Origin of the sequence: Sphingorhabdus sp. EL138 (genome assembly GCF_945882965.1) — a bacterium.
Lineage (GTDB): Bacteria > Pseudomonadota > Alphaproteobacteria > Sphingomonadales > Sphingomonadaceae > Sphingorhabdus_B.
Genome location: NZ_CAMCWY010000002.1, coordinates 94,511 through 115,699 on the forward strand (window position 1 = coordinate 94,511; position 21,189 = coordinate 115,699).

The 21,189-nt window shown below is 56.4% G+C and carries 14 protein-coding genes, 1 tRNA gene and 3 pseudogenes; 15 read left to right on the forward strand and 3 right to left on the reverse strand.

The window, feature by feature from the left end; all coding sequences use genetic code 11:
• Nucleotides 1–29 precede the first annotated feature (29 nt).
• The 6 genes and pseudogenes from Q0N43_RS01460 to Q0N43_RS01485 all read left to right on the forward strand — a co-directional run bounded on the left by Q0N43_RS01460 (nucleotide 30) and on the right by Q0N43_RS01485 (nucleotide 7,394).
• Nucleotides 30–122, forward strand: a tRNA-Ser gene (locus Q0N43_RS01460).
• Between the two features lie 574 nt (nucleotides 123–696).
• Nucleotides 697–2,979: a SulP family inorganic anion transporter gene (locus Q0N43_RS01465; protein ID WP_295441446.1), complete on the forward strand. Its 2,283-nt coding sequence runs from the start codon at nucleotides 697–699 to the stop codon at nucleotides 2,977–2,979.
• 105 nt (nucleotides 2,980–3,084) lie between these two features.
• A pseudogene (locus Q0N43_RS01470) lies at nucleotides 3,085–3,966 on the forward strand (TonB-dependent receptor plug domain-containing protein); the annotation flags it as partial.
• 146 nt (nucleotides 3,967–4,112) lie between these two features.
• Entirely contained in the window at nucleotides 4,113–5,999 is a 1,887-nt protein-coding gene (locus tag Q0N43_RS01475) for an acetate--CoA ligase family protein (protein ID WP_295441448.1), read from the forward strand.
• Between the two features lie 20 nt (nucleotides 6,000–6,019).
• Entirely contained in the window at nucleotides 6,020–6,496 is a 477-nt protein-coding gene (locus Q0N43_RS01480; RefSeq protein WP_295441451.1) for a hypothetical protein, read from the forward strand.
• Between the two features lie 4 nt (nucleotides 6,497–6,500).
• Nucleotides 6,501–7,394 (forward strand): TauD/TfdA family dioxygenase, encoded by an 894-nt coding sequence (locus Q0N43_RS01485; protein ID WP_295441453.1) that lies wholly within the window; start codon nucleotides 6,501–6,503, stop codon nucleotides 7,392–7,394.
• Between the two features lie 76 nt (nucleotides 7,395–7,470).
• On the opposite strand, the pseudogene Q0N43_RS01490 reads toward Q0N43_RS01485, so the two are convergent.
• Nucleotides 7,471–7,569, reverse strand: a pseudogene (locus Q0N43_RS01490) (pyruvate, phosphate dikinase); the annotation flags it as partial.
• 36 nt (nucleotides 7,570–7,605) lie between these two features.
• Nucleotides 7,606–7,954, reverse strand: a pseudogene (locus Q0N43_RS01495) (transposase); the annotation flags it as partial.
• Between the two features lie 303 nt (nucleotides 7,955–8,257).
• On the opposite strand from Q0N43_RS01495, the gene Q0N43_RS01500 reads away from it, so the two are divergent.
• A complete protein-coding gene (locus tag Q0N43_RS01500; protein ID WP_295441455.1) occupies nucleotides 8,258–9,523 on the forward strand; it encodes a hypothetical protein in 1,266 nt (421 codons plus the stop codon).
• Nucleotides 9,524–10,443: 920 nt separating this feature from the next.
• On the opposite strand, the gene Q0N43_RS01505 is transcribed toward Q0N43_RS01500, so the two are convergent.
• The gene (locus Q0N43_RS01505; RefSeq protein WP_295441457.1) at nucleotides 10,444–10,758 is read right to left on the reverse strand and encodes a hypothetical protein; all 315 of its coding nucleotides are present in this window, start codon (nucleotides 10,756–10,758) and stop codon (nucleotides 10,444–10,446) included.
• 707 nt (nucleotides 10,759–11,465) lie between these two features.
• Here Q0N43_RS01505 and Q0N43_RS01510 point away from each other — a divergent pair.
• The 8 genes from Q0N43_RS01510 to Q0N43_RS01545 all read left to right on the forward strand — a co-directional run bounded on the left by Q0N43_RS01510 (nucleotide 11,466) and on the right by Q0N43_RS01545 (nucleotide 21,129).
• Nucleotides 11,466–12,113: a transcription termination/antitermination protein NusG gene (locus tag Q0N43_RS01510; RefSeq protein WP_295441460.1), complete on the forward strand. Its 648-nt coding sequence runs from the start codon at nucleotides 11,466–11,468 to the stop codon at nucleotides 12,111–12,113.
• A gap of 14 nt (nucleotides 12,114–12,127) precedes the next feature.
• Entirely contained in the window at nucleotides 12,128–13,204 is a 1,077-nt protein-coding gene (locus Q0N43_RS01515) for a glycosyltransferase family 4 protein (RefSeq protein WP_295441463.1), read from the forward strand.
• A gap of 361 nt (nucleotides 13,205–13,565) precedes the next feature.
• On the forward strand, nucleotides 13,566–14,990 hold the full coding sequence (locus Q0N43_RS01520; protein WP_295441466.1) for an O-antigen ligase family protein: 1,425 nt from the start codon (nucleotides 13,566–13,568) through the stop codon (nucleotides 14,988–14,990).
• 7 nt (nucleotides 14,991–14,997) lie between these two features.
• Nucleotides 14,998–15,735: a polysaccharide biosynthesis/export family protein gene (locus tag Q0N43_RS01525; protein ID WP_295441468.1), complete on the forward strand. Its 738-nt coding sequence runs from the start codon at nucleotides 14,998–15,000 to the stop codon at nucleotides 15,733–15,735.
• Nucleotides 15,736–15,803: 68 nt separating this feature from the next.
• Nucleotides 15,804–18,041 carry a polysaccharide biosynthesis tyrosine autokinase gene (locus Q0N43_RS01530; RefSeq protein ID WP_295441470.1) on the forward strand — a complete coding sequence of 746 codons (2,238 nt, stop codon included), beginning with the start codon at nucleotides 15,804–15,806 and terminating at the stop codon, nucleotides 18,039–18,041.
• The gene (locus Q0N43_RS01535) at nucleotides 17,971–19,020 is read left to right on the forward strand and encodes a glycosyltransferase (RefSeq protein WP_295441473.1); all 1,050 of its coding nucleotides are present in this window, start codon (nucleotides 17,971–17,973) and stop codon (nucleotides 19,018–19,020) included. The genes Q0N43_RS01530 and Q0N43_RS01535 overlap by 71 nt, the downstream gene beginning before the upstream one ends.
• 67 nt (nucleotides 19,021–19,087) lie before the next feature.
• A complete protein-coding gene (locus tag Q0N43_RS01540) occupies nucleotides 19,088–19,858 on the forward strand; it encodes a hypothetical protein (protein WP_295441475.1) in 771 nt (256 codons plus the stop codon).
• A 5-nt stretch (nucleotides 19,859–19,863) separates the two neighbouring features.
• Complete coding sequence (locus Q0N43_RS01545) at nucleotides 19,864–21,129, forward strand: hypothetical protein (RefSeq protein WP_295441478.1); 1,266 nt, start codon at nucleotides 19,864–19,866, stop codon at nucleotides 21,127–21,129.
• The last annotated feature ends 60 nt before the right edge of the window (nucleotides 21,130–21,189 follow it).

The window sequence follows — 21,189 nt, forward strand, 5'->3', positions numbered from 1 at the left end:
CGCTATAGGCGAGTGATGCCAAGCGCGCAGGAGACGTGGGTGAGTGGCTGAAACCAACGGTTTGCTAAACCGTCGTACTGGTAAATCCGGTACCGAGGGTTCGAATCCCTCCGTCTCCGCCACGCATTCAATTATATCAAAGACTTGCGTGGAAACTGTGGGATTACCCACCTTTCTACCCACCTTTAAGTGCGGGCTTACCGCCGACTGCTTCGCACCAAGAAAACACCCCCCCACCCCTTTAAAAACCTGCCCAACCGAGACCCCACCGGGGTGGCACCCCCCTATTCTGGCGGATGGGACCCACAGTTCCTTCTTACATACTATTCTGCGCGTCTGGTTAGCTAGGTTTCATTCACAACTTAAGGCGTCACATCCAGGTGACGTCCATGCGTCGGCTGGCGAGCTCGAACATTAGGAGCGACTGCGGCGATTGTGTTTCGACATTGCAGCGGGCCGGTTTGTGATAGCCATGCATGGGGTTAAATTCAGGAACGGCTTAGCTCCGACTATCAGGCATACCGCCACTCTTAGCTAGACCAGAACACTCCTTAAATCACAACATCAAATCTGTGCCATTGGTGCTGACGGGGAACAATTGCGGGACACCGCCGCTGGATTGGCAGTTGGGTTTCACAAATATGTCATTATAGATAGTTATGGCAACGTGGCACTCAGCGCCGAACCGGGGGGCGATTGACGCTGGAAACCACCTTTCGGGGCATCGAACTCATGGGTGAATCGGTCAGCGTAACAGATGAAATCGGCGCACCAGCAACCGGCGCGCGCGAACGGCCCATCGGCGAGCGGATTATGGGCTGGCTGACCGATGTTTTTTCCGGCTCGATCTGTGGCTTGCTGTCGATTCTCTTCGGTATTTCCTATGCCGCGCTGATTTTTGCCGGGCCGCTCGCGCCTGGTCTCTCAATTGGCCTTGCCGCAACCTTTCTGACCACGGCGGTGGCCGCTCTGGTGGTCGCGCTGCGCAGTTCGATGCCGTTCATGATCGCAGGCCCTGATTCATCGACCTCGGCGGTGACGGCCGCCTTATCTGCTGCACTGGCGCACCGGATGATCACGGATGGCGCGGGCGGTGACGCGCTCATTGGCCCGGCACTGATGATCATCGCCTTGGGGAGCGGGATTTCTGGCCTGTTCCTGTGTCTGCTGGGGCTGGCGCGCGCCGGTCGCGCGATCCGCTTTATTCCTTATCCGGTGATCGGCGGGTTTCTGGGAGCGACTGGCGTCCTGATCGTCACCGGATCGGTACAGGTGATGACCGATCACAAATTTTCGTTCGCCAATATTGAAGCGCTGACCACGCCGCAAAGCATGGCGAAGATCCTCGCGGGCATCGCGATTGCCGCCACATTGCTGGTGGTACGGGCGCGGTTCAAAAGCGCATTCACGCTGCCTATAGTGCTCGCTGGGGCGGTGGCGCTGTTTTACGTTCTGCTTGCCGCGGCTTCGGTACCGATTGCGGATGCGCAAGCAGCGGGCTGGACATTTGCACGCCAATCGCCGGTCGCGATCTCGACCCCCTGGACTGCCGATGCGCTGATGCGCTTTCCTTGGACGGCGATGCCATCATTGTTGGGCGATCTTCTGGCGGTCATGTTCGTCACCACGATCAGCGCGCTGCTGAATACAGCGGGCATCGAACTCGCTACCGAACGCGAGGCGAATCTGAACCGCGAGCTCAATGCGCTCGGCGCCGCCAATCTCGTGTCCGCGGTTTTCGGCGGCTACGTTAGCTGCATGTCGCTCAGTCGGTCGACGCTGGCGCATGCGGCGGGGGCGACTGGTCGGTTGGCGGGGATCACCGTTGCGGTGATTGCCGCCCTGATGCTGGTGGTCGATCCGGCCTTCCTCGCCTTTGTGCCCAAAAGTGTTTTGGGCGGCCTGCTGCTCTATATTGGGCTTGATCTGCTCTACCGCTGGCTGGTGCAATCAGCGCGGCGGCTGATGCTCACTGATTATCTGTCGCTGCTGGCGATCGTCGCGATTATCTTTTTCTGGGGATTTGTTTTCGGGGTGATTTTCGGGATCATCACGGGCTGCGCGACCTTCGCGCTGAGCGCCAGCCGGGTCAACGCGATCAAGTTCAGCTTCGATGGCAGCAGCTATCGTTCGTCGCTTGATCGCGGCGGGCGTGATCTCGCCATTTTGAACGAAAATGGACCCGAGCTGCAGGGCATGGCGCTGCAAAGCTATCTGTTCTTTGGTTCCGCCAATGGATTATACCAGCATATCAAGGGGCTGATCGCGACGACTACCCAGTGCCGCTTCCTGTTGTTCGATTTCCGGCTGGTCACGGGGATCGATTCGTCGGCAACGCACAGCTTCAATCAGATCAAGCTGCTCGCCGGGCGAAATTGCGTTTCGCTCGTGCTCGTCAATATGAGCGCTGATGTTCACTGCGCGTTTCAGATTGGCGGCTTGCTGGGTGACGATGTGATCCTTGGCGATGATCTGGATCATGCGATGGAGCATTGTGAAAACATCATCATTCAGCGCCACCGTGCGGCGGCTGACGAGCATGAAACCTTTATCGACTGGCTGGGCGGCGCATTGCGCGATCGCGGCTTTGCTGAAATGCTCGCCCAGCATTGCCGCCGGATCGAAGTGCCCGCAAACGCGCTGATCGCGACCCAGGGTGCGCCGTCGGACAGCATGCATTTTGTTCTGGAAGGCCGGATCGGCGTGGTCGTCAATATCGGCCAGCACCGGCAGGTGCGGGTGCGCAGCCTGGGCGAACATACCACGATCGGCGAGATGGGGTTACTGACCCGCCAGCCGCGCAGCGCCAATATCGTCGCCGAGGCCAACAGCGTGCTTTACGAACTCAGCGCCGATTCCTATGCCACGCTGATGGCCGATCATCCGGCGCTGACACAGGCCTTGTTGACCTATGTGATCACGGTGATGGCCGAAAGACTGCGCTTTGCCAGCCAAGCGATCGGCATTTTGCAGAACTGACCTTTGCCCGAGGAGTGCTGCATTATCCGTGCTGATCGCCCGTTGCATTTGGCCGCGGCTTTGAGCTGCCTGGCGCTGTGGTGTGCGCCTGGCATCGCTCAAACCGTGCCGCCGTTGCCTGTCGAAGACATTGTCGTCATCGATAGCGATCTGCCGCTGCCACCGGGTGCGCCGGCCTATGGATCGGTCGTGATCGAGCGGGAACGATTGGCGGGTGATGCCTCGGGTCGGGTCGAAAATGTGCTCCGCGATGTCGCCGGGTTTCAGCAATTTCGCCGATCGGACAGCCGATCCGCCAACCCAACAGCGCAGGGTGTGACGCTGCGGTCGCTGGGCGGCAATGCCTCCAGCCGGGCGCTGGTGCTGCTCGACGGGGTGCCGGTGGCCGAACCGTTTTTCGGGCATATTCCCTTCACCGCGATCGTCGGTGACCGGCTGTCGGCGGTGCGGGTGACGCGCGGCGGCGGCGCGGGGGCGTTCGGCGCAGGCGCAGTGGCGGGGACGATCGAACTGGTCAGCGCGACGCGGCGCGACCTGCCGGGGGTGGACGGCAGTGCCTTTTACGGCAGCAACGATGCGCAAGAGATCACCGCGAGCCTTTCGCCCGATCTCGGCGGCGGTTTTGCGACCCTTTCCGGCCGGTTCGAGCGCGGTGATGGTTTCTTCACGACGCCACTCGCCCAGCGCGTGCCCGCAACGGCCAGGGCTGGCTATCGCGACTGGTCGGTCGGGATTCGGGCAGTCGCGCCGCTCGATGATCTGACGGAGCTGCAGGTGCGCGGGCTCGTGTTCGGCGATAACCGAACGCTGCGTTTTCGCGGGGCGAACAGCAGCACCGGGGGGCAGAATGCGAGCGTCCGGCTGGTGCATCGCGGGCCGCGGGCGGTGGATGCGATCGCTTATCTGCAGGCGCGCAACTTCACCAACACGGTCATCAGCGCGACCAGTTTCCGCCGCACGCTCGATCAACGTGCCACACCCGCCAGCGTTCCCAGCGACAAGGCGGTGCATGTAGGACTGTACGGACTCGTGGGACATCTTTCATATTGCCGATAGGCGGCTAAAGAACATTGTGAAACTCGCAAATTCAACTTACAATTGAGCAGCGCCAGTCGGTAATATATTGGAAGTCTATGGATTTTTCTCCGCCAATTATCTCAGCTAATAAATTGAATCTACATGTTTTTTCTGGAAAATCGCGGTTCGAATCCGGCTACTGGCGCGGCATGCGCCAGGCAGCCTATGTTGTCGAACTACATACTGAGCATAGACCCGTCCCTGCCACAGTGCTCCAGACCCATGATGCCATCTGCCGTGCTCTCGGTTCACAATTGTCTTCCGGACACCATGGACCAACAATCAAAATCCTACCCGAGGATGATAATGTGATCCGGCATGTCCTACAATTGGCAACCACGATTCTGGCGGGCCTGGGAATGCCGGATTTTGGAGGAAGCACGGCCATAAGAGTAGGGGTAACGGCGGGCCAAACAAAATGGCTTGCCGGGTTGCCAGCGATCAACCCTGACAATCCGGCTCCACAGATCGCTCTGCAGATTTCCATCAATCTCTTTAATGCACTGTTGGCTGGAGCCTCTGTCGCACAAGACACTGTGCGGGCGCAAATTGATCAAATTGCCCTTCAGCTGCGGTCCAAGGCCCCAGGAGGCATCAACACGATACGCTTCCTGGCTGCGGCTAACGCGCTCGATATTCCCTGGCGCCATGTGGGAGGAAACATCTACCAGTTCGGTTGGGGGAGCAGATCGCGCTGGTTGGATAGTTCCTTCACCGACCAGACCCCGCAACTCAGCGCGATGGCCGCCCGTGATAAACGGCTTTGCGCCAAGATCCTCCGAGACTTTGGTCTGCCTGTTCCAAACCAGATGTCTGTTGGCACAGCCGATCAAGCCGTGGCCGCTGCGCGAAAGATTGGATACCCGGTTGTGGTTAAGCCGGCTGACCTTGATGGGGGCCTGGGTGTTCATGCCGGCCTCACCAATGACCAACATGTAAAGAATGCGTTCGCAGACGCCGGCAAGCTAAGCAAGCGCATTCTCGTCGAGCAGTTTCTAACTGGCGGTGACTTCAGGTTTCAGGTTTTCGATGGCAAGGTGTTTTGGGCTGTTCGCCGAAGACCCGCCTGCGTGATTGGAGATGGACGACAGTCTATTACGCAGTTGGTTACTGCCCTTAACGCTAGACGTGCCGAACGAAAAACACTGCAGGGCGCGGATCATATGGCCGAACAGGGCCGCGAAGCCATCGTTCTGGACGCCGAGGCAGACATCTGGCTGGCAGCGCAGGGCTTGGGTATGGACCGCGTGCCAGTAGAGGGCCAGCGCGTCCGGCTCGCTGGCGCCGCAAACGTGTCGCGGGGCGGCACCCGCCAAGGCATTGAACTGCACCACATCCATCCCGACAATGCAGCACTGGCCATTGATGCGACGCGTCTTCTGAAGCTCGATCTGGCGGGCGTTGATCTAATCTTGCCCGACGTCACACAGTCCTGGCGCGAGACGGGCGGCGGGATCTGCGAGGTCAACGGTCAGCCGCAACTGGCTCCCCACCTTCCCCGTCAACTACTGCCACAGATTGTGCCCGGCCAAGGGCGGATACCCGTCTTTGCGCTGCTACTGTCGCCAGAAAGCTGGATCAACCTAACCGCGCTTTGTCAGATGCTGGCCAAGGACTATCCCAGCTTCGCCTTCGCGCAGGATTCCGCCAGCTGGCTCAGGGCAAGCAATACGCGCCACGTCGAAGCCATTGTCTACGGTGTGGGTGCTGCAGATCTCCAGAGAATGTCATTCCCGTTCGATCGCGCTGATGTGCTGATCACATCCAAGGACAGGGTCGATCCCAGCGCCGTCTCGAAACTCAAGGTGTTACTGCAGCCGGCACAACACTGGCTTGCGCAGCCGGGGTCCGGCGACGCTTCAAGCGAGATTTGCCGCAAACTACTCAGCCGGGCTGCGCACGTCGTTGAACATCACCGAGCCCACCCGACCCTTCCGATCTAATCCTGAATGGAGCAGCCGCTATGACTACGGGCACCCGAGTTGCACCCGCCCGATATGAACCACTCATGTCGGACTACCTGGCAAAGCAAAAAGCCAACGAGCGCTGGACAATAAACACGATTGATTGGGATGGAACAACATTAAAAGCAGATGTGTCTCTAATTGGGTGGACCAATTCTGAGACTGATAACAATCTTTTTCACGTGTCCATTTTCTCGATACGCGAGATCGATGCACAGCTCGGTATCATTGGTCTTCATTTGAAGCTCGGTTTAGAACGAAAGACGGCCGAGGTTTGGTTGCTAAAGTGCGTTGAGGAGTGCCGACGGGCCATAAGAGATCCTAACAATATCATGGTTTCCATAACCTTCGATATCCGACCCACGAAGAGCGGGAAACTCTTGAGCGAACGGCAGTCGACCATCACCGATCCGCACGGTGGCCTCATAGACCTCTCAATCACCAACTACCTTCCACACGATTTTCCCAAAGTCTGAGCACATGAAGCCCATGGTGAATAATGTGCTTACTCTCCGAGAACTCCCGAACCCATCGGACCTGAAGGAAAAGCTTGACGCCCAAGGCTGGCTTATCATCAGAGACGAAGTGTGCAGTGTCGAGCAGTTTGAACAGGTTTCAAAACTTTGGTTCTCGCAGTTTCATACGTCAGCAACCCGCCATGATCGCAACCAATCAAGCCCCGACGGCCTCTCCTTACAGGTACGCTCATCGGGGCATTTGTTAGCACATGCAGAAGGCTACTACAGGCCCTGCCTACCGCCACCTGATGTTGGCCTACTGTGGTGTAAGACCGCGCCCCAAGGTGCAGGCGGAGAAACCTCTTTGTTTGACGGCGCCGCTTTCTTTGATGCCCTCCCAACAGCTATCGCAGAGCGACTTGAAAAAGAGAAGGTCATCTATGAATTATCTTGGCCGAAGGATCGATGTAACCTAGAGTTTTCAACATCATCTGTTAAACGGCTAGTAAAGATGTTTGAGGTAAATAAGAGTATATCTTTCAATTTTAATATAGATGAGCATCTACACCTTCACTATCATGCGAAAGCAGTGACGGAAGATACTCTTGGAAGACGGCGATTTATAAATGGCTTTCTTGCCCACCTTCCATTGGTGACCCATCCGAGCTACGCTGGAAACGTCTTTACTCGCCCGCATAATGGGGTGTATTGGCAGGACATGTCACCGTGGGACTCCATTGATATCGATCCCATCATTGATGCCCACGACCATGTAATGCAACGTCATCGTTGGCAGGAAGGGGACTTGCTCATAATAAACAACCACACTCATCTTCATGGTCGTGTCGCACTTGCAGCACCAGAAGCGCGAGAGATCTTCAGCCGCTTCGCCTACTGGTCACACGGAGAGGTGTAGTGTCCGTCGTCAGATGATTTGAGACTGTTTGCAGTTTAAAACAGGTGAGTGTTTAGGTTCATCAGTTGGGTTGATATTAGGCAGCGAGCTTGCGGTGTTGCAAGCGCCGATATTCGATAGTCTGTTGTTTGATCCTTTCGCGTTGTTTGATGATGGATTGCGCCCTGCCGAAGTAGGTGACCGGCCCCCATTGAGTGGTCCGGTTTGATTGTTAGTGCATGATTGCCTCCTTGGCCAGTGTTGACCGTAGGTGGAGCGAGGCGGAACCGGAGGACGGCACTGGCCAAGGGATGGTCTGTGGTGCGGGTGGGCGATAACCAAGCGAGCTATGTGGTCTGACAGTATTGTAATGCCGCCGCCATGCTTCGATCAGGATTTGGGCTTCGGCAAGTCTGTAGAAGATTTCGCCATTAAGCAACTCGTCACGCAAGCTGCCGTTGAAGGTTCCACAATAGCCGTTCTCCCGCGGGCTAACCGGTGTGATGTAAGGCGTCTGCGCCACGATCTGTCCCCACATTCACGGCAGTGGCAATCAACTCGGGGCCATTTTCAGACTTGACGCCCAAGTTGGTGACAGCATTGTTGACCTTCTTTGGCGTGAGCTTTACCCCCACTCACAGCTTCAATTGGGGACCGGAGGCTGTGCGTGTCCGATTGCATTTCTGTTCCCTATTCCATTCCATCAAAATGGCACGGTTTCGGGAGTAGCGTAAGCGAACAATAATGATCGGTACTTGAAGTAAAGTACATATAAAAGTATATAAACTAGATATATTGTCCAAAATTTGGGCCACATAGTACTATAATTTGTAGTAGTCCGTCTTCACCAATAAGTGGCCTTCTAAGAGGAAACGTGCGAACCCATGTCGAGAGAGCTAAATGGCCCCACGCGTTTTTCGGCCTTGCGCGAGAAATCACCTTTTTTTTGGATCAAAATCACCCTCATATTGTTTGTCACGGGCTATCTCGCCCGGCTCTCATTCACTCACGCGGTGGCAAGCATTACTTGGGATCGTAATCCCGATGTTGCGTTACGATATGTGCCGGACCATCCCTCGGCATTGTCGCGCAAAGCCGACGAAATGTTTGCCGAAAGGCAGGACCCTGCAACCGTGGCCAAGGTGGAGGCAATGGCCAAGCAATCGCTGCGCGGCGGTGCGTTAAATCCGGTGGCCATCCGTTTGCTTGGCTATGTCGCTGACGTGCGGGGCGACACCAAAAAAGCACGCGAGTTGATGTTGCTGTCACACAAAGTATCCCGCCGAGACATCGGCACCCAATTGTGGCTGATTGAGGATGCCGTGGCGCGCGGCGACAAGAAACGGGCGCTCTATCATTACGACATCGCGATGCGCACAACACCCAGCAGCTTCCCGATATTGTTCCCGACACTGACCGGCGCGCTCAATGACCCTGAAGTGCGCGTTGCATTGGCGCCCATTGTGCGGCAAGCGCCCAACTGGCTGCCATCCTACCTCAGCGAAGCCATCAATACCGTGGGAAACCCAGCGAATTTGGCCGATGTTTTGGTGAAGGCCGGCGGCCTGCCCGAAGAGGAAGTCTATCAAAATTTGTCCAATGCCTTGCTCGGGAAATTGGCGGCTAAGAATATGTTTCCGGCCTTCCGGCAATATTACCTCACCCTCAAGGGCAGCAAGTCTGCCGCCTTCCAGTCGGGGGCGCTCACCAAAGACACGGTTAATGTCCGTTATCCGGCCATGGGCTGGCAGGTCGTCGAAAATGTCGGCGTTGGCGGATCATTTTCGCAACCCGACCGTAAGGGACGGGTTTCGCTTGCCGCCTTTGCAGGGTCGGGGGAGCGCGGCGAAGTTATGCGGAAATTGCTGTTTCTTGAGCCTGGGAATTATCGCTTTCAGGCGGATTACTTGGCGCTTGAGGCTGTGTCAGATGCTGAAATTCGTTGGGAATTGCAGTGTGTGACGTCTGCCGGAACCGTCGGCCAATGGATTGTCGATACCGACATACGCGGGGGCAATTTTGCGCAAATGCAAGATTTCAATATCGGCAATGATTGTCGCGCGCAGCTCCTGATTTTGCAGGCGGCGGGCGGAAGCAATCAGCTCGGCGCCGAGTTTAGCTTACGCTCGGTGGACGTAACGCCCAGGTGATCGAAAGAGAAGATTGGCCGCAATACCGATCACGCCTCACCCCCCCACACAGCCTCAGCCGCCCCGCCCGTGTATCTTGTCGGACACGCAATGTCGTCTATTTCTGCGCCCACCCACGCGAAACTTCCTGGAGAAATTGCTCTCCGCGCCGCCGCCGCGTGCGACTGGAAACAGAGGCGGGCCGCGCGCATCCCATTGGGTAGCCAAGAGGGCCTGTGTCTGAAGTCGCGCGGGGGTGAGGCCGTCCTTCGCCAATTCATGCGCTTCGCCCGAAGGGAGACCTCACCTCCCCCTGCGTCACGCGCGACGAGTATTTGAAGGCGACGTTCGGGGAGTTGCAGGGTGCCACGGCGGCGGCCATCCCGCCCGAAGATCTCGAGGCCTTGAGGACATGATCGTCATTGGCGGCTATGTATTTGCGCGCGCCGGCCTTGCGTCCGTCAACCGTCGGCCTTCAATAGCAAGGCTGACCGTCAGCAGTCGGCGGTGCATCTCGCTGTGTGGTTTAGCTTGTCTCCTAGCTGCGCACTCAGATGCGGCTCAATCACAAAAAAGGCGGCCGAAAGGCCGCCCCTGTGGATTTGAGAGGTGCGCGCGCTTAGGGGCTCGCTGGACTATCATTTGATGACGATGACAGTGCGACAATGGCGCCAATGAGTGCCGCGACCCCAATTGCGCCATACACCACGCCCGAGCGTCGCTTTCTTTCACCCTCAGCCTTCACAGCGACGCGCTTAACGTTTTCATTTCCGACGGCATTTGTCGAAGGTGAGAGCGTCTGCGCCAATACTGGCGATCCAATGAGAGACGCCGCGGCTAAGGCTGCCAGGCAGATTTTGAAACTTTTCATGGCGAAGCCCTTTCTGAGTATTCACAAAAACGAATGAAAGATAAAATTAACGATTAAAAAGCCCGATTTTCTAAATCTCTGCGTGCGTACCGGACAGGCTCGAATATAACTTTTCCCGATTCACTCTAACAATGTGTCTCCGCTTGTCAAGTGGGTCAAGGGTTTTTTCTATGACGCCGATCTGCTCCAGAAAGCGCAACTGTTGGAAACATGTCCGAAACGAAACGCCGGCAAGGTGTGGGATGTCCTTCACCGTGAGTTCGTTGTGTTGCAGCATTGTCGCCAAAATTTTCCCCTTAGACGACAGTAAATCCAGCCCCGTACCGCCTGAGTTGCGCCCACGCAGCTCAAGGAAGCTCTCTAACAGCGCGTCTCTCTTCTCCATCCCGTTACTTCTTTTTGTTCAATTAATTGATGGCGTACAAAATACCGCGACCTCTTAGGTAAGTTTTGTTGACTTTTCAATGTTTCATAAATGGAAGTTTACCAAGAACATTTGCCGGCACTATCTGCCGGCCTGATTCGCCCCCCCATTGTCATAAATTCGCGAACATCACCTGCGTCCCGCGCACGAGGCGCCATCATTGAAGGCCTCGATCGTGCCCCAATGTGCCCCCGCGTCCCTCGCGCGGCGCCCCTGCCACTGCTAGCTTAGCTCAGTTCCGCCGCGATCTCCGCCGCACTTCCCGATCACCGTCGCGTGTGAGCTACGCCGCCAGCAGGCAAGATATCTTCTAAACTCCCAACATTAAATGCACGCTTGGCCGGAAATCCGAACGGAAAATTCCCGTTCAACAAAGCTATTTACTTTCAATATTGACTGCATTCGGTGCGGGGGTACTAGAGCGGCGTTCGCATTAGAGATTTTCAACTACGTTTTATGGCATTTTTTGTTGGAAAGATGTTGGCAAAGCGCTACTATCATTTTGGCCAAGAAATCAGAAAAATTATGAATAATTTATGAAAATTTTAGAGTTTTTTAACAAAATATCCGACACAAAGACTTAATTTTAAATATACAATTTTATTCCTATAATATGATCGAATATATTTTTAGAATTGAACGCATCACTGCTCTCGGAAATTTGAAAAATGAATAAAAAACAATATATCAGTGTCGGCGCAGTCTCAAAAATAGAAAAAATATTTGTTAAATCTCGTGGCTCAGGGGTTGGAAATTTAAATCCCCTGCACCCTGTTCGGTCGCCTTTGCCTCGGACAACAAACGCGACTGGCGCCAGCTGGTACGTGGCGCAGGTTCTGACGCAAAAGGAGGCCTACGCTGCGCTGCACTTGGCGCGGCAGGGCTTTGAAACGTTCTACCCACGCTTCCAACGCACCCGCAGCCACGCGCGCAAGCGGGACACCGTCTTATTTCCCCTGTTCCCAGGATATATCTTCGTAAAATTCGACATCAAAGTCGACCGCTGGCTGGCGGTCAATTCCACGCAGGGCGTCATCCGCCTCGTGGGGCCGAGGCTGAGCGCGCCGTCCGCCGTCAGCCAAGAATTGATCGACCTCTTAATGTCTCGCTGCAGCGACGGCGTCATCGTTAGGCTGCCGGAGTATATCCGGACAGGGGAGCGCATCCTAATTACTGCAGGCGCACTCGCCGGCCAAATTGCGACCATTGAGGCCCTCGATGACCGCGGCCGCGTCAGCGTATTGCTGAGCCTCCTCGGGACCGAGCACAGCGTCTCGGTCCGCGCCGACCAACTCGCCCCTATGGCTGCCACGTGAAGGGGTTTAGTGAATTGCCACTGCCTGACGCCAGCTTTCTCGCGTACCTGACCGCGGCCGGACTTCTCACCCTGATTTTGTGCCGCCGCGCCCCCGTGATTGGCGCACGCCTCGGGCTCATCGACGACCCGAGGGCCAAGGCGCACAGCCTCCACGAGAGGAGCACGCCCCTCGTCGGCGGCATTGCCGTCATTCTGCCGTCACTGCTGCTGACTGGCGCCGACGCAATGCTGCGTGGGTTCTCTGGTGGTTGGGATAGTGCACCGACCGCCGCCGCGGGCTTCTCTCTCCTCGTCGTCACCCTCATGCTCCTCGGCGCCCTTGACGACCGCGTCCACCTGTCGGCACGCCTTCGGCTCGCAGTCACTGCGACGATGTTTACCCTGTTTACGTATCTATATCCCGCCTTCAGCGTCGCGTCGCTGGCCGCGCCCGGCTTCGGCGTCTCCGTCTCCTTGGGATACATGGCCGCGCCATTCTCCGCCCTGTGCCTCCTCGCGTTTACCAATGCCGTGAACATGGCCGACGGGCGCAATGGACTGGTCATCGGCCTCAGTCTAATCTGGTGCCTGACACTGAGCCTCTACGTGCCGACGCATCTGCAGGTGCCGCTATACGGGGTCGCGGTCTCGTTGCTAGTCACAGGATACTACAACCTCAGGGGAAAACTGTTTTTGGGTGACGGCGGCACATACGGCCTCGCGGCATTGATTGGCTTGACGGGCCTATACGCGCACGGCCTCTCGCCGCAGCCGGGCGGGATTTCATCGACCCAACTGGCGGCGCTCTTTGCCATACCCGGCCTCGACATGTTCAGGCTCATTGCCGAGCGCAGCGAGCGCGGCGCCTCGCCATTTACGAGTGACCACGACCACCTCCACCACAGGCTAGATCGCTACATCGGCTGGCGTGCGGGGCTGCCGGTGTATCTTGCGCTGGCGGGCGGACCAATTCTGGTCGCATGCAGCGCGCCCGATATGGGCACGCCAGGCCTCATTGCCGCCGCGGTGTTGTATGGCGCGGCGTGGCTTGTGACACGCAGGCACCGCCAACAGTGGGGCGACGGGCCCGCGGACGGTAAGGGCACCTGACGGGGGAAGATTTTAAAAAATTGACGGTATTAATTGCCGGCGATATGCACCGACAAATTTTATGAGGCTTTGGTAACGCCTCAGCCTCGGTTTAGGTATAGTTGCCACGTGGCGGCGCCCCGCGCGCGCCAATGCTCCTCAGCGGTGGGCTTTCACCCGCCGTGCGGTAGCCGTTCTGGATGCCACTAGAATTCGCGGCCGCGCTTTTAGATACCCCCAACACGCCCAACGCATCGGGGTGTGTTGGCCCGAGGCCCGCAACACAATGGCGCCGGCGTTGCAAAATACCGCGCCGAACTTTTAAACACTATCTGACATGCAATCACCCCCAAACACACACACGCAACGCGGCGCCCCTGCATTGGCCGACCGGCGCACCGGCCCCTCGCACTCGCCTGGCACGCTTGGCCTTGCCTGCCTACTCCTCGCCAGCGCCTTCGCGCTTGGCGGCAGTGCGCGGCCCGAAGTCGCGTCCCTCGAAGTTCTGCGCCCACTGGCCGTGGTCGGGCTGGGCGTCGCCCTGCTTAACGTCCGTCGCGCGCACATCCGCCACTACCGCGTCCCACTCGCCATCGCATTACTCTGCGCCGCACTGCTGGCCCTCCAACTCGCGCCGCTGCCCGCTGGCGCGGCGAGTGCCCTGCACGGGCGCGGCCTCGTGAGCGAAATCGACGCCTCCACAGGCCTCGGATCGGCGTGGCGCCCACTGTCACTGTGGGCGCCCGCGACGCAAAATTCACTCTGGGCCCTGCTTGTGCCCCTGTCACTCCTCGCCACCTGCATCCAGTTGGGGGCGCGCGACCTGTCAAGGCTACTACTCTTGGCCCTCGCGGCGGGCGCCTCCAGCGCCATCATCGCCCTCCTCCAGACTATTGGCGACCCGCAAGGTCCGCTCTACTTCTACGACGTCACAAATTTTGGATCGGCCGTCGGCCTATTTGCCAACCGCAACCACCAGGCCGCGCTCCTCGCCTGCCTCATACCCCTGACATTTGCCGCGGTGCGTCTACGAAAAAGCAATGCGGGCGCCTCCAGCCACGTCGGCGGCAAGTTTGACCCGTGGCTCGTCGCCGCAATTGTCGCCACCGCATTTCTCGTGCCACTCATCCTAGTCACCGGCTCCCGCACGGGCCTCCTAATGGGCGCCATCGCCCTCCTCAGTGTCGCCGCCGTCACAAACGCCGGCAGTAAGCCCGTGGCCCCCGACGGCGTTTGGACTTCGCGCAAGGCCAAGATCGCCCTCGCTGCGCTCGCCACCGCCGCCCTCGTCTCAGTCACCATTTACGTCCAGCGCGACCTCGCCATCGACCGCCTAATGGAGGCCGAGGCGGGTGAGGGCATGCGCGCACGCATTTTACCGACAATGGTCGACATGATCACGCTCCACCAGCCGTGGGGTATCGGCCTCGGCGCATTCAGGGAAGTCTACGAGGCCAATGAGCCGACGTCGCTGCTGATGGGAGTTTACATGAACCAGGCACACAATGACTGGCTCGACGTCGCACTCACGGGCGGCCTGCCTGGACTGGCCATCGCCGCGGTGGCTATTTGCGCGTGGCTCGCACGCGCGGCGATAGTCTTCAAGGGCGAGGCGCCAGATGACTTTCAGGCCCTGCGCGCGGCGGGCCTCACTGTGCTGCTGATACTGGCCCTCGCCTCCCTCTCCGACTACCCCGCGCGCACGCCGGCCCTGGCTTGTCTCATCGCACTCGCATCAGTATGGGCGGCCCTGCCGGCACAGCCCCGCCCCGCCGCACCTCAATATTTTGACGCCCAAGGAGCCTGACGCCCCAATGAATACCAAATCTCTAGCCAAGCTGACAATCATTGCAGGCGGCGCCCTGCTAATGAGTGCCTGCGCCACGACGCCACCCGTCGGCGGCGACCCGGGCCTGACTGTAATGCCCACGCGCGACCTGCCCACGCCCGACGCCTCTGACTACAAGCCAAATACCCGCCCCTACTTGGTGGGACCGCTGGACCGCCTCACCGTCGACGTCTTCAACGTCACCGGCCTCACGGACCGCGAAATCCAGGTCGACGCCGCCGGCAAAATGTCATTCCCCCTCGCGGGCATCATCGACGTCGCCGGACGCACGCCGGGGGAGGTGGAGGCCCTAATTGCCCAACGACTGCGCGCCACCTACATCAAAAACCCACAGGTGACGGTAAACCTCAAGGAGGCCGTCAGCCAAATCGTCACGGTCGAGGGCCAGGTTAAGAAGCCAGGCCTCTACCCCGTCACCGGCCGCATGACGCTCCTCCAAGTCATGGCCGTCGCGGAAGGGCCCGGCGACTTTGCCAACCTCGAGAATGTCATCATCTACCGCACGGTGAAGGGCCAGCGCTTCGCCGCCGTCCACGACGTCGACTACATTCGCCAGGGCGCATACCCCGACCCCGAGATTTACCCCAACGACCTCGTCATGGTCGGCGACGACGCCTCGGCGCGCCTCGTCAAGGACTTGCTGACGACCTTCTCCCTCGTGAGTGGGCCCCTCGTCATTGCCATCGACCGCCTCGCGCGGTAACAAAAAAGCCCGCCTCGCGCGTTAACAAAAGACACCCGCCCCGCGCGGTGCATAAAATGAGTACACCCATGAACACACGCGACAATCCAGACAATATGCAGGCCGACCCCCGCGACGCGCGCGCGGCACTCTCGCCGCAGAAGACGCGCCTGCAGTTGGCGCAGGGAGACGACGACCGCCTCCTGCCGCCCGAGATACTGCAATACTGGCAGGTCGTGCTGCGCTGGCGCTGGGTCATTGCCGGCATCATCGCCGCCAGCCTCGCCATTGGATTGATCGTGACTTTGCTCATGTCACCGCAATACACCGCACGATCGCAGATTGAGATTTCGCGCGAGCAGAAGAACGTCACCAACGTCGAGGGCATCGACCGCGCCTCTGAGAGCAGAGACCTAGAATTTTACGACACGCAGTACGCCCTCCTCAAGGCAGAATCACTGGCCGAGCGGGTAGGCGTCTCCCTCAAGCTGCACGAGCAGGAGGCCTTCTTTGACAGCCACGGCGTCGACGGCTCCGACCGCCCCGAGGCCCGCAGGCGCCAGGTTATGAAACTACTGCTTGAAAACGTCACCATCGAGCCCGTCAAAAAGTCAAAGCTCGTCAACGTCAAATACACCAGCCGATCGCCCGAACTCGCCTCAAGGATTGCCGACGCGTGGGTGCGCGAGTTTATCGGCGCCAGCATGGACCGCCAATACGCCTCCAACGCAGACGCGCGACGCTTCCTAGAGCAGCGCCTGAGCGACCTGCGCGCGCGGCTGGAGAAGTCCGAGCGCGAAATGGTCACCTACGCCAGCGAGAGGGGCATCGTGGAACTCAGCACGACCCGCGACGCCGAGGGCAAGACGCAGACGCAGCAGACCCTCACCTCGGCAGACCTCGAGGGCTTCAACGCCGCACTGATCGCCGCCCGCACCGACCGCATTGCCGCGCAGAGTAAGACAACCTCCGGCGCCTCCGACACGTCCGCCGAGGCACTGGCAAACAGCACGATCTCGAGCCTGCGCCAGCGCCGCGGCGAACTTAACGCAGACTACGCCCGCCTCCTCGTGCAATTTGAACCCGAATATCCCGAGGCGCTGGCGATCAAGGAACAGATCGACGCGCTCGACGCGTCGATCGCCCGCGAGGCGTCGCGCGTCGGCGCCAGCCAGCGCCAAGGCTACGCCGAGGCCCGCGCCCGCGAGCGGGCCCTCGAGGGTCAAGTGGGCGGCCTCAAGTCGCAGCTAGACCGCCAGCAGCGCGACAGCATTCAGCATCAGGTCCTCGTGCGCGACGCCGACACCAACCGCCAACTCTATGACGCGCTCCTCCAGCGCTACAAGGAAATCGGCATCGCCGGCGCCATCGGCACCAGCAACATTTCTGTCGTCGACAAGGCCAAAATTCCGCGCACGCCCTCCGCGCCGAGCATTCCGCTGAACCTAGCCGTCGCGCTGCTGGTGGGCCTCGGCGGCTCCCTCCTCGCCCTATTCGCGCTGGAGCAGATGAACCAGGGCATCCACGCGCCCGAGGACGTCCCCAACCTGCTGGGCTTGCCCCTGCTGGGCAATGTGCCGCTCGCGCACGGCGACCCAGCCGAGGCGCTGCGGGACCCCAAGTCGCATCTGTCGGAGGCCTACTTCTCCATCCGCTCGGCTCTGGCCTTTGCGACCACGCACGGCGTCCCACATTCTTTGGGCCTTACGAGTACGAAGCCGAGCGAGGGCAAGTCCACCTCCGCACTCGCACTGGCGCAGATCATTGCCCGCACGGGGAAGACAGTCCTGCTGGTCGACGCCGACCTGCGCTCGCCGTCGGTGCACCAGATGTTCGGGCTCAAGAACGTGCGCGGCTTCAGCAACATGCTGACCGGAGCCGATGACGTAGGCGCCCTCGCCCTCGAGACAGACTTGGCGGGCCTGAGCGTCATGACCTCGGGCCCCAAGCCGCCCAACCCGTCCGAGTTGCTGAGCGGTGACCGCCTGAGCCAGGTACTGCGCATGCTCGAGGGCCGCTACGACCACGTCATCGTCGACTGCCCGCCCGTGCTTGGCCTGTCGGACGCGCCGCTGCTGAGCCAGGCCGTCGAGGGCCTCGTATATGTGGTGGAGCCGGAGGGCGCGCCGGTGCGGGGCATTCGCGCGTCGATCCACCGCGTGGCGATGCTGGGCGGCAACATACTGGGCGCCATTGTGACGAAGATTGACCCGAGCAAGAATAGCTACGGCTACGGCTACGGCTACGGCTACGGCTATGGCTATGGCGCCTATGGCTACGGCAGCGAGGGCGAGGCGGACGCGCCGGCGGTTGGCCGGCGTGCCTGACGCGCGCACTGCGGCGCGCTTGAGGACCGCTTGCGTTATCGGCAGTTTGGTGTGGAGGCTCAAAAATTTTCAAATCTCCAAAATTTCTGCTCACAAAAACATAAAAATTGGATTTAAAATGAATGAAGCCGATTTAAATAAAAATTCAATCAATCGATTTACTTTAGTTTATCAGAAAAACTATTGGAGAGGATTTGCCTGCACCGTTTCGTCTATTTCAAAAAGATCTGATTCAATAATAAAAATAGACGTAATAACAGATAGTCATTCATATTCACATTTTGAAAAAATAAAAAACAAATACCTTTCCCCCGTTTTGAAAAATATTTCATTTGAATGCAAATCTTTGTCAAAAAATGATATGAATTTTTTACAGAAATTTTCATTTAAGACTCATTTTCATCCATCAGTCTGCTATCGACTGTTTTATATGGATTTATTTGAGTGCAATGAACCTGTCTGTTATCTCGACACTGACATAGTGTTTAAAACAAATACTTTAGATATAGGCCAATTCGTTTCTGAAGATTTTCCAATCTCAGCACGTTGCGAAACAAAAAAAGACGTAACCGGAAAGCCCTACTTTAACGCTGGCGTCATTATAATGAATTGTCGAGAAAAAAAGGAAGAGTTATTTACTCTTTTAACCGAAGCCAAAAGACTACTACCAGTGCTTTCCAAGAGTTCCATTTATCTAGATCAGGATGCGTTAAATATCGCCTTTGAAAACAGATGGAAAGAACTGCCAATCCGCCTAAACCGCACGCCGTCGGATAACGGAGTTGCCTTGGACAGATGCATTGCGCACGCTACAGGCTCGAGGAAGCCCTGGATGCTGGGCGCTGGACACGCCTACAACACCTTATACGAGAGAGAAATCGAACAGCTAAAGCTACCAGTTTATATACGGTACGATGTCATTTGGCCGCTTAAAGCATTAAAGCGGCGAGTAAATTCTCTGATGCGATCAAATAGGTGATGAATTCAAATTTTGCTAAGGTGCGCGAAAACGTATCAAACTTTGGTTTTTTGAGACTGCCGTAAAAATGGCACGGATGATCCTTTCTAGAATAGGATATCGGTCACTATTAACACGCGAAAAAATCAGGATCGGAACTCGGTTGAGCGCCGAGCTAAATCATACCGTTGCATACGGTCCATTTAAGGGTTTGATTTTAAAACCTAAGTCATCGTGGAGCAGAGCCGATAGAGGCTCTATGCTTTTGGGCATTTACGAAAGAGAAGTAAGTGACTTACTGCCGCAGGTATTTTTCAAACGTTCTGTATTTGTTAATTTCGGAGCTGCTGATGGCTTTTATGCACTCGGCGTTTTGACGAGTGGGTTAGCAGAACGGGTAATCGCCTTCGAACAATGTGAAAAATCTAGAAATATTTTAGTCAGCTCGGCGACATTAAACTCAGTGTCCGAAAAATTAACGGTACGGGGCAAGGCAGACGAACTTTGTATAATAAAATTGGCGTCACACCTGCCTCTTAATAAGAGTGTTGTCTTATTTGATGTTGAGGGCGCAGAATATACACTGTTATCTGAAGCTGTCTTTTCAGCTCTTAATGGTGCCATTATAATTGTAGAAATTCATCGGCTTCGCGATATCGGCTCCCAGGTGGTTTTATCGACGCTAATAAAACGGTCCGGCAGAGCCTACAAGGTAAAGATAATAAAGCAGGCATCGCGGGACCCACTGTCGCTCCCATTTACAACTATGCTGTCAGATGACGAAGCTTGGCTCCTCTGCTCCGAGGGACGAGGGTATAGACAAGTTTGGGCCGTCTTTGAACCTTCTGTCATAATGTAGAATTTATGAGAGCGAATATCCCAACCGCTCTAGTAAGCGCTGTGGTAAGTGCCTGCGCTTCGATATTGTACTCAATTTTTGCAATCGGAATGGTTGCAAGAGAGATAACCTCCAACGAACTTACTACGATCATTTCATCGACCGGGTTTTTACTGCCGCTGGGTTTTGCTCAATCGGGATTATCAGGAGTAGTGGTTCGAGAGATTATTGAACTAAGAAATAACGGCCAAATAATTTCAGATTCTCAAAAGATCGGCACCGCATTTATTTTCTGCGCCGCTTTTTCGATTATAATTTTTATAATTATGCTGATAAATTCTATTTTTAATGGAACATTTTATATAATTCCAGTATCTTTATTAATAACTTGTGGATTAATTTGCTCGATATCACAAAGCGTCGCCGTTGCTGAAAGCAAAAATATATCAAATAACATTTTCCAAATATCAAGTTTAATTATTTGCTCAACAATGTTATTCATATCTCTTTATTTCAATATTAAAAATATAGATATTTTACTGATCATAATATTAGGGGTGCCTTCCACCTCTTCAATATTGGGCTTTTTATATTTCATTATGCGGCGGGATTTTCGGGCTATGATATCTAGTTTTAAGGTGCGCCGATTGCCCTTTATTTGGCGAGAGGTATTGCCCTTTTCTATAAATGGAGGCTTGGCCTCGTTACTGGTGGCGGCTCCCACCCTAAATATCCCAGCATTTGTGATCCCAGAGTTGTCGGCGGACGAATCGCTATTTTGGCGGTTCGGTCTATTTTCATCAAATTTAACAGTAACCCTAGCTGCTGCTATTTTACCCCATCTTATACTAAGTGCTCGATTAATCGAAAATCATGGTCCAGAGCGAGAGGTAAGGAATTACGCACTTTTCATGCTAATGTTATTATTTCTGGTCACTTTAAGTGCAAGCTTGGTTTTTATTTTTTCACCCATCGTTATAGATATGTGGTTGAATCGCGATGTTTACAATTCTCCGTATCGATTGGGATGGTCTTTCGTCATTGCTGCTTGGTGTTTGGTGAGCTTCCTTGGCAGTGCTGCGTTAATGTCAGTACCAACTAACAAGATCATAGTTTGTACGGCTGTAGCTCTTATTGCTCTTATTCTCACGACTATGTTGGCATACCCGAAGCATCAGCTTAGCCTCACATGGGGGTACTTGGTTGCCATGGCAGCTTATGCCTGCTGCTTAATTGCCGTGATTTGTAACGAGTTCAGGACATCCAATAGTCCTTCTGCCTCCAGAATTTAACTGTAGGGGCAATATAGGGCCCCTTTGTACGACCGTCCCAGCACATTTCAAAGCCCGATA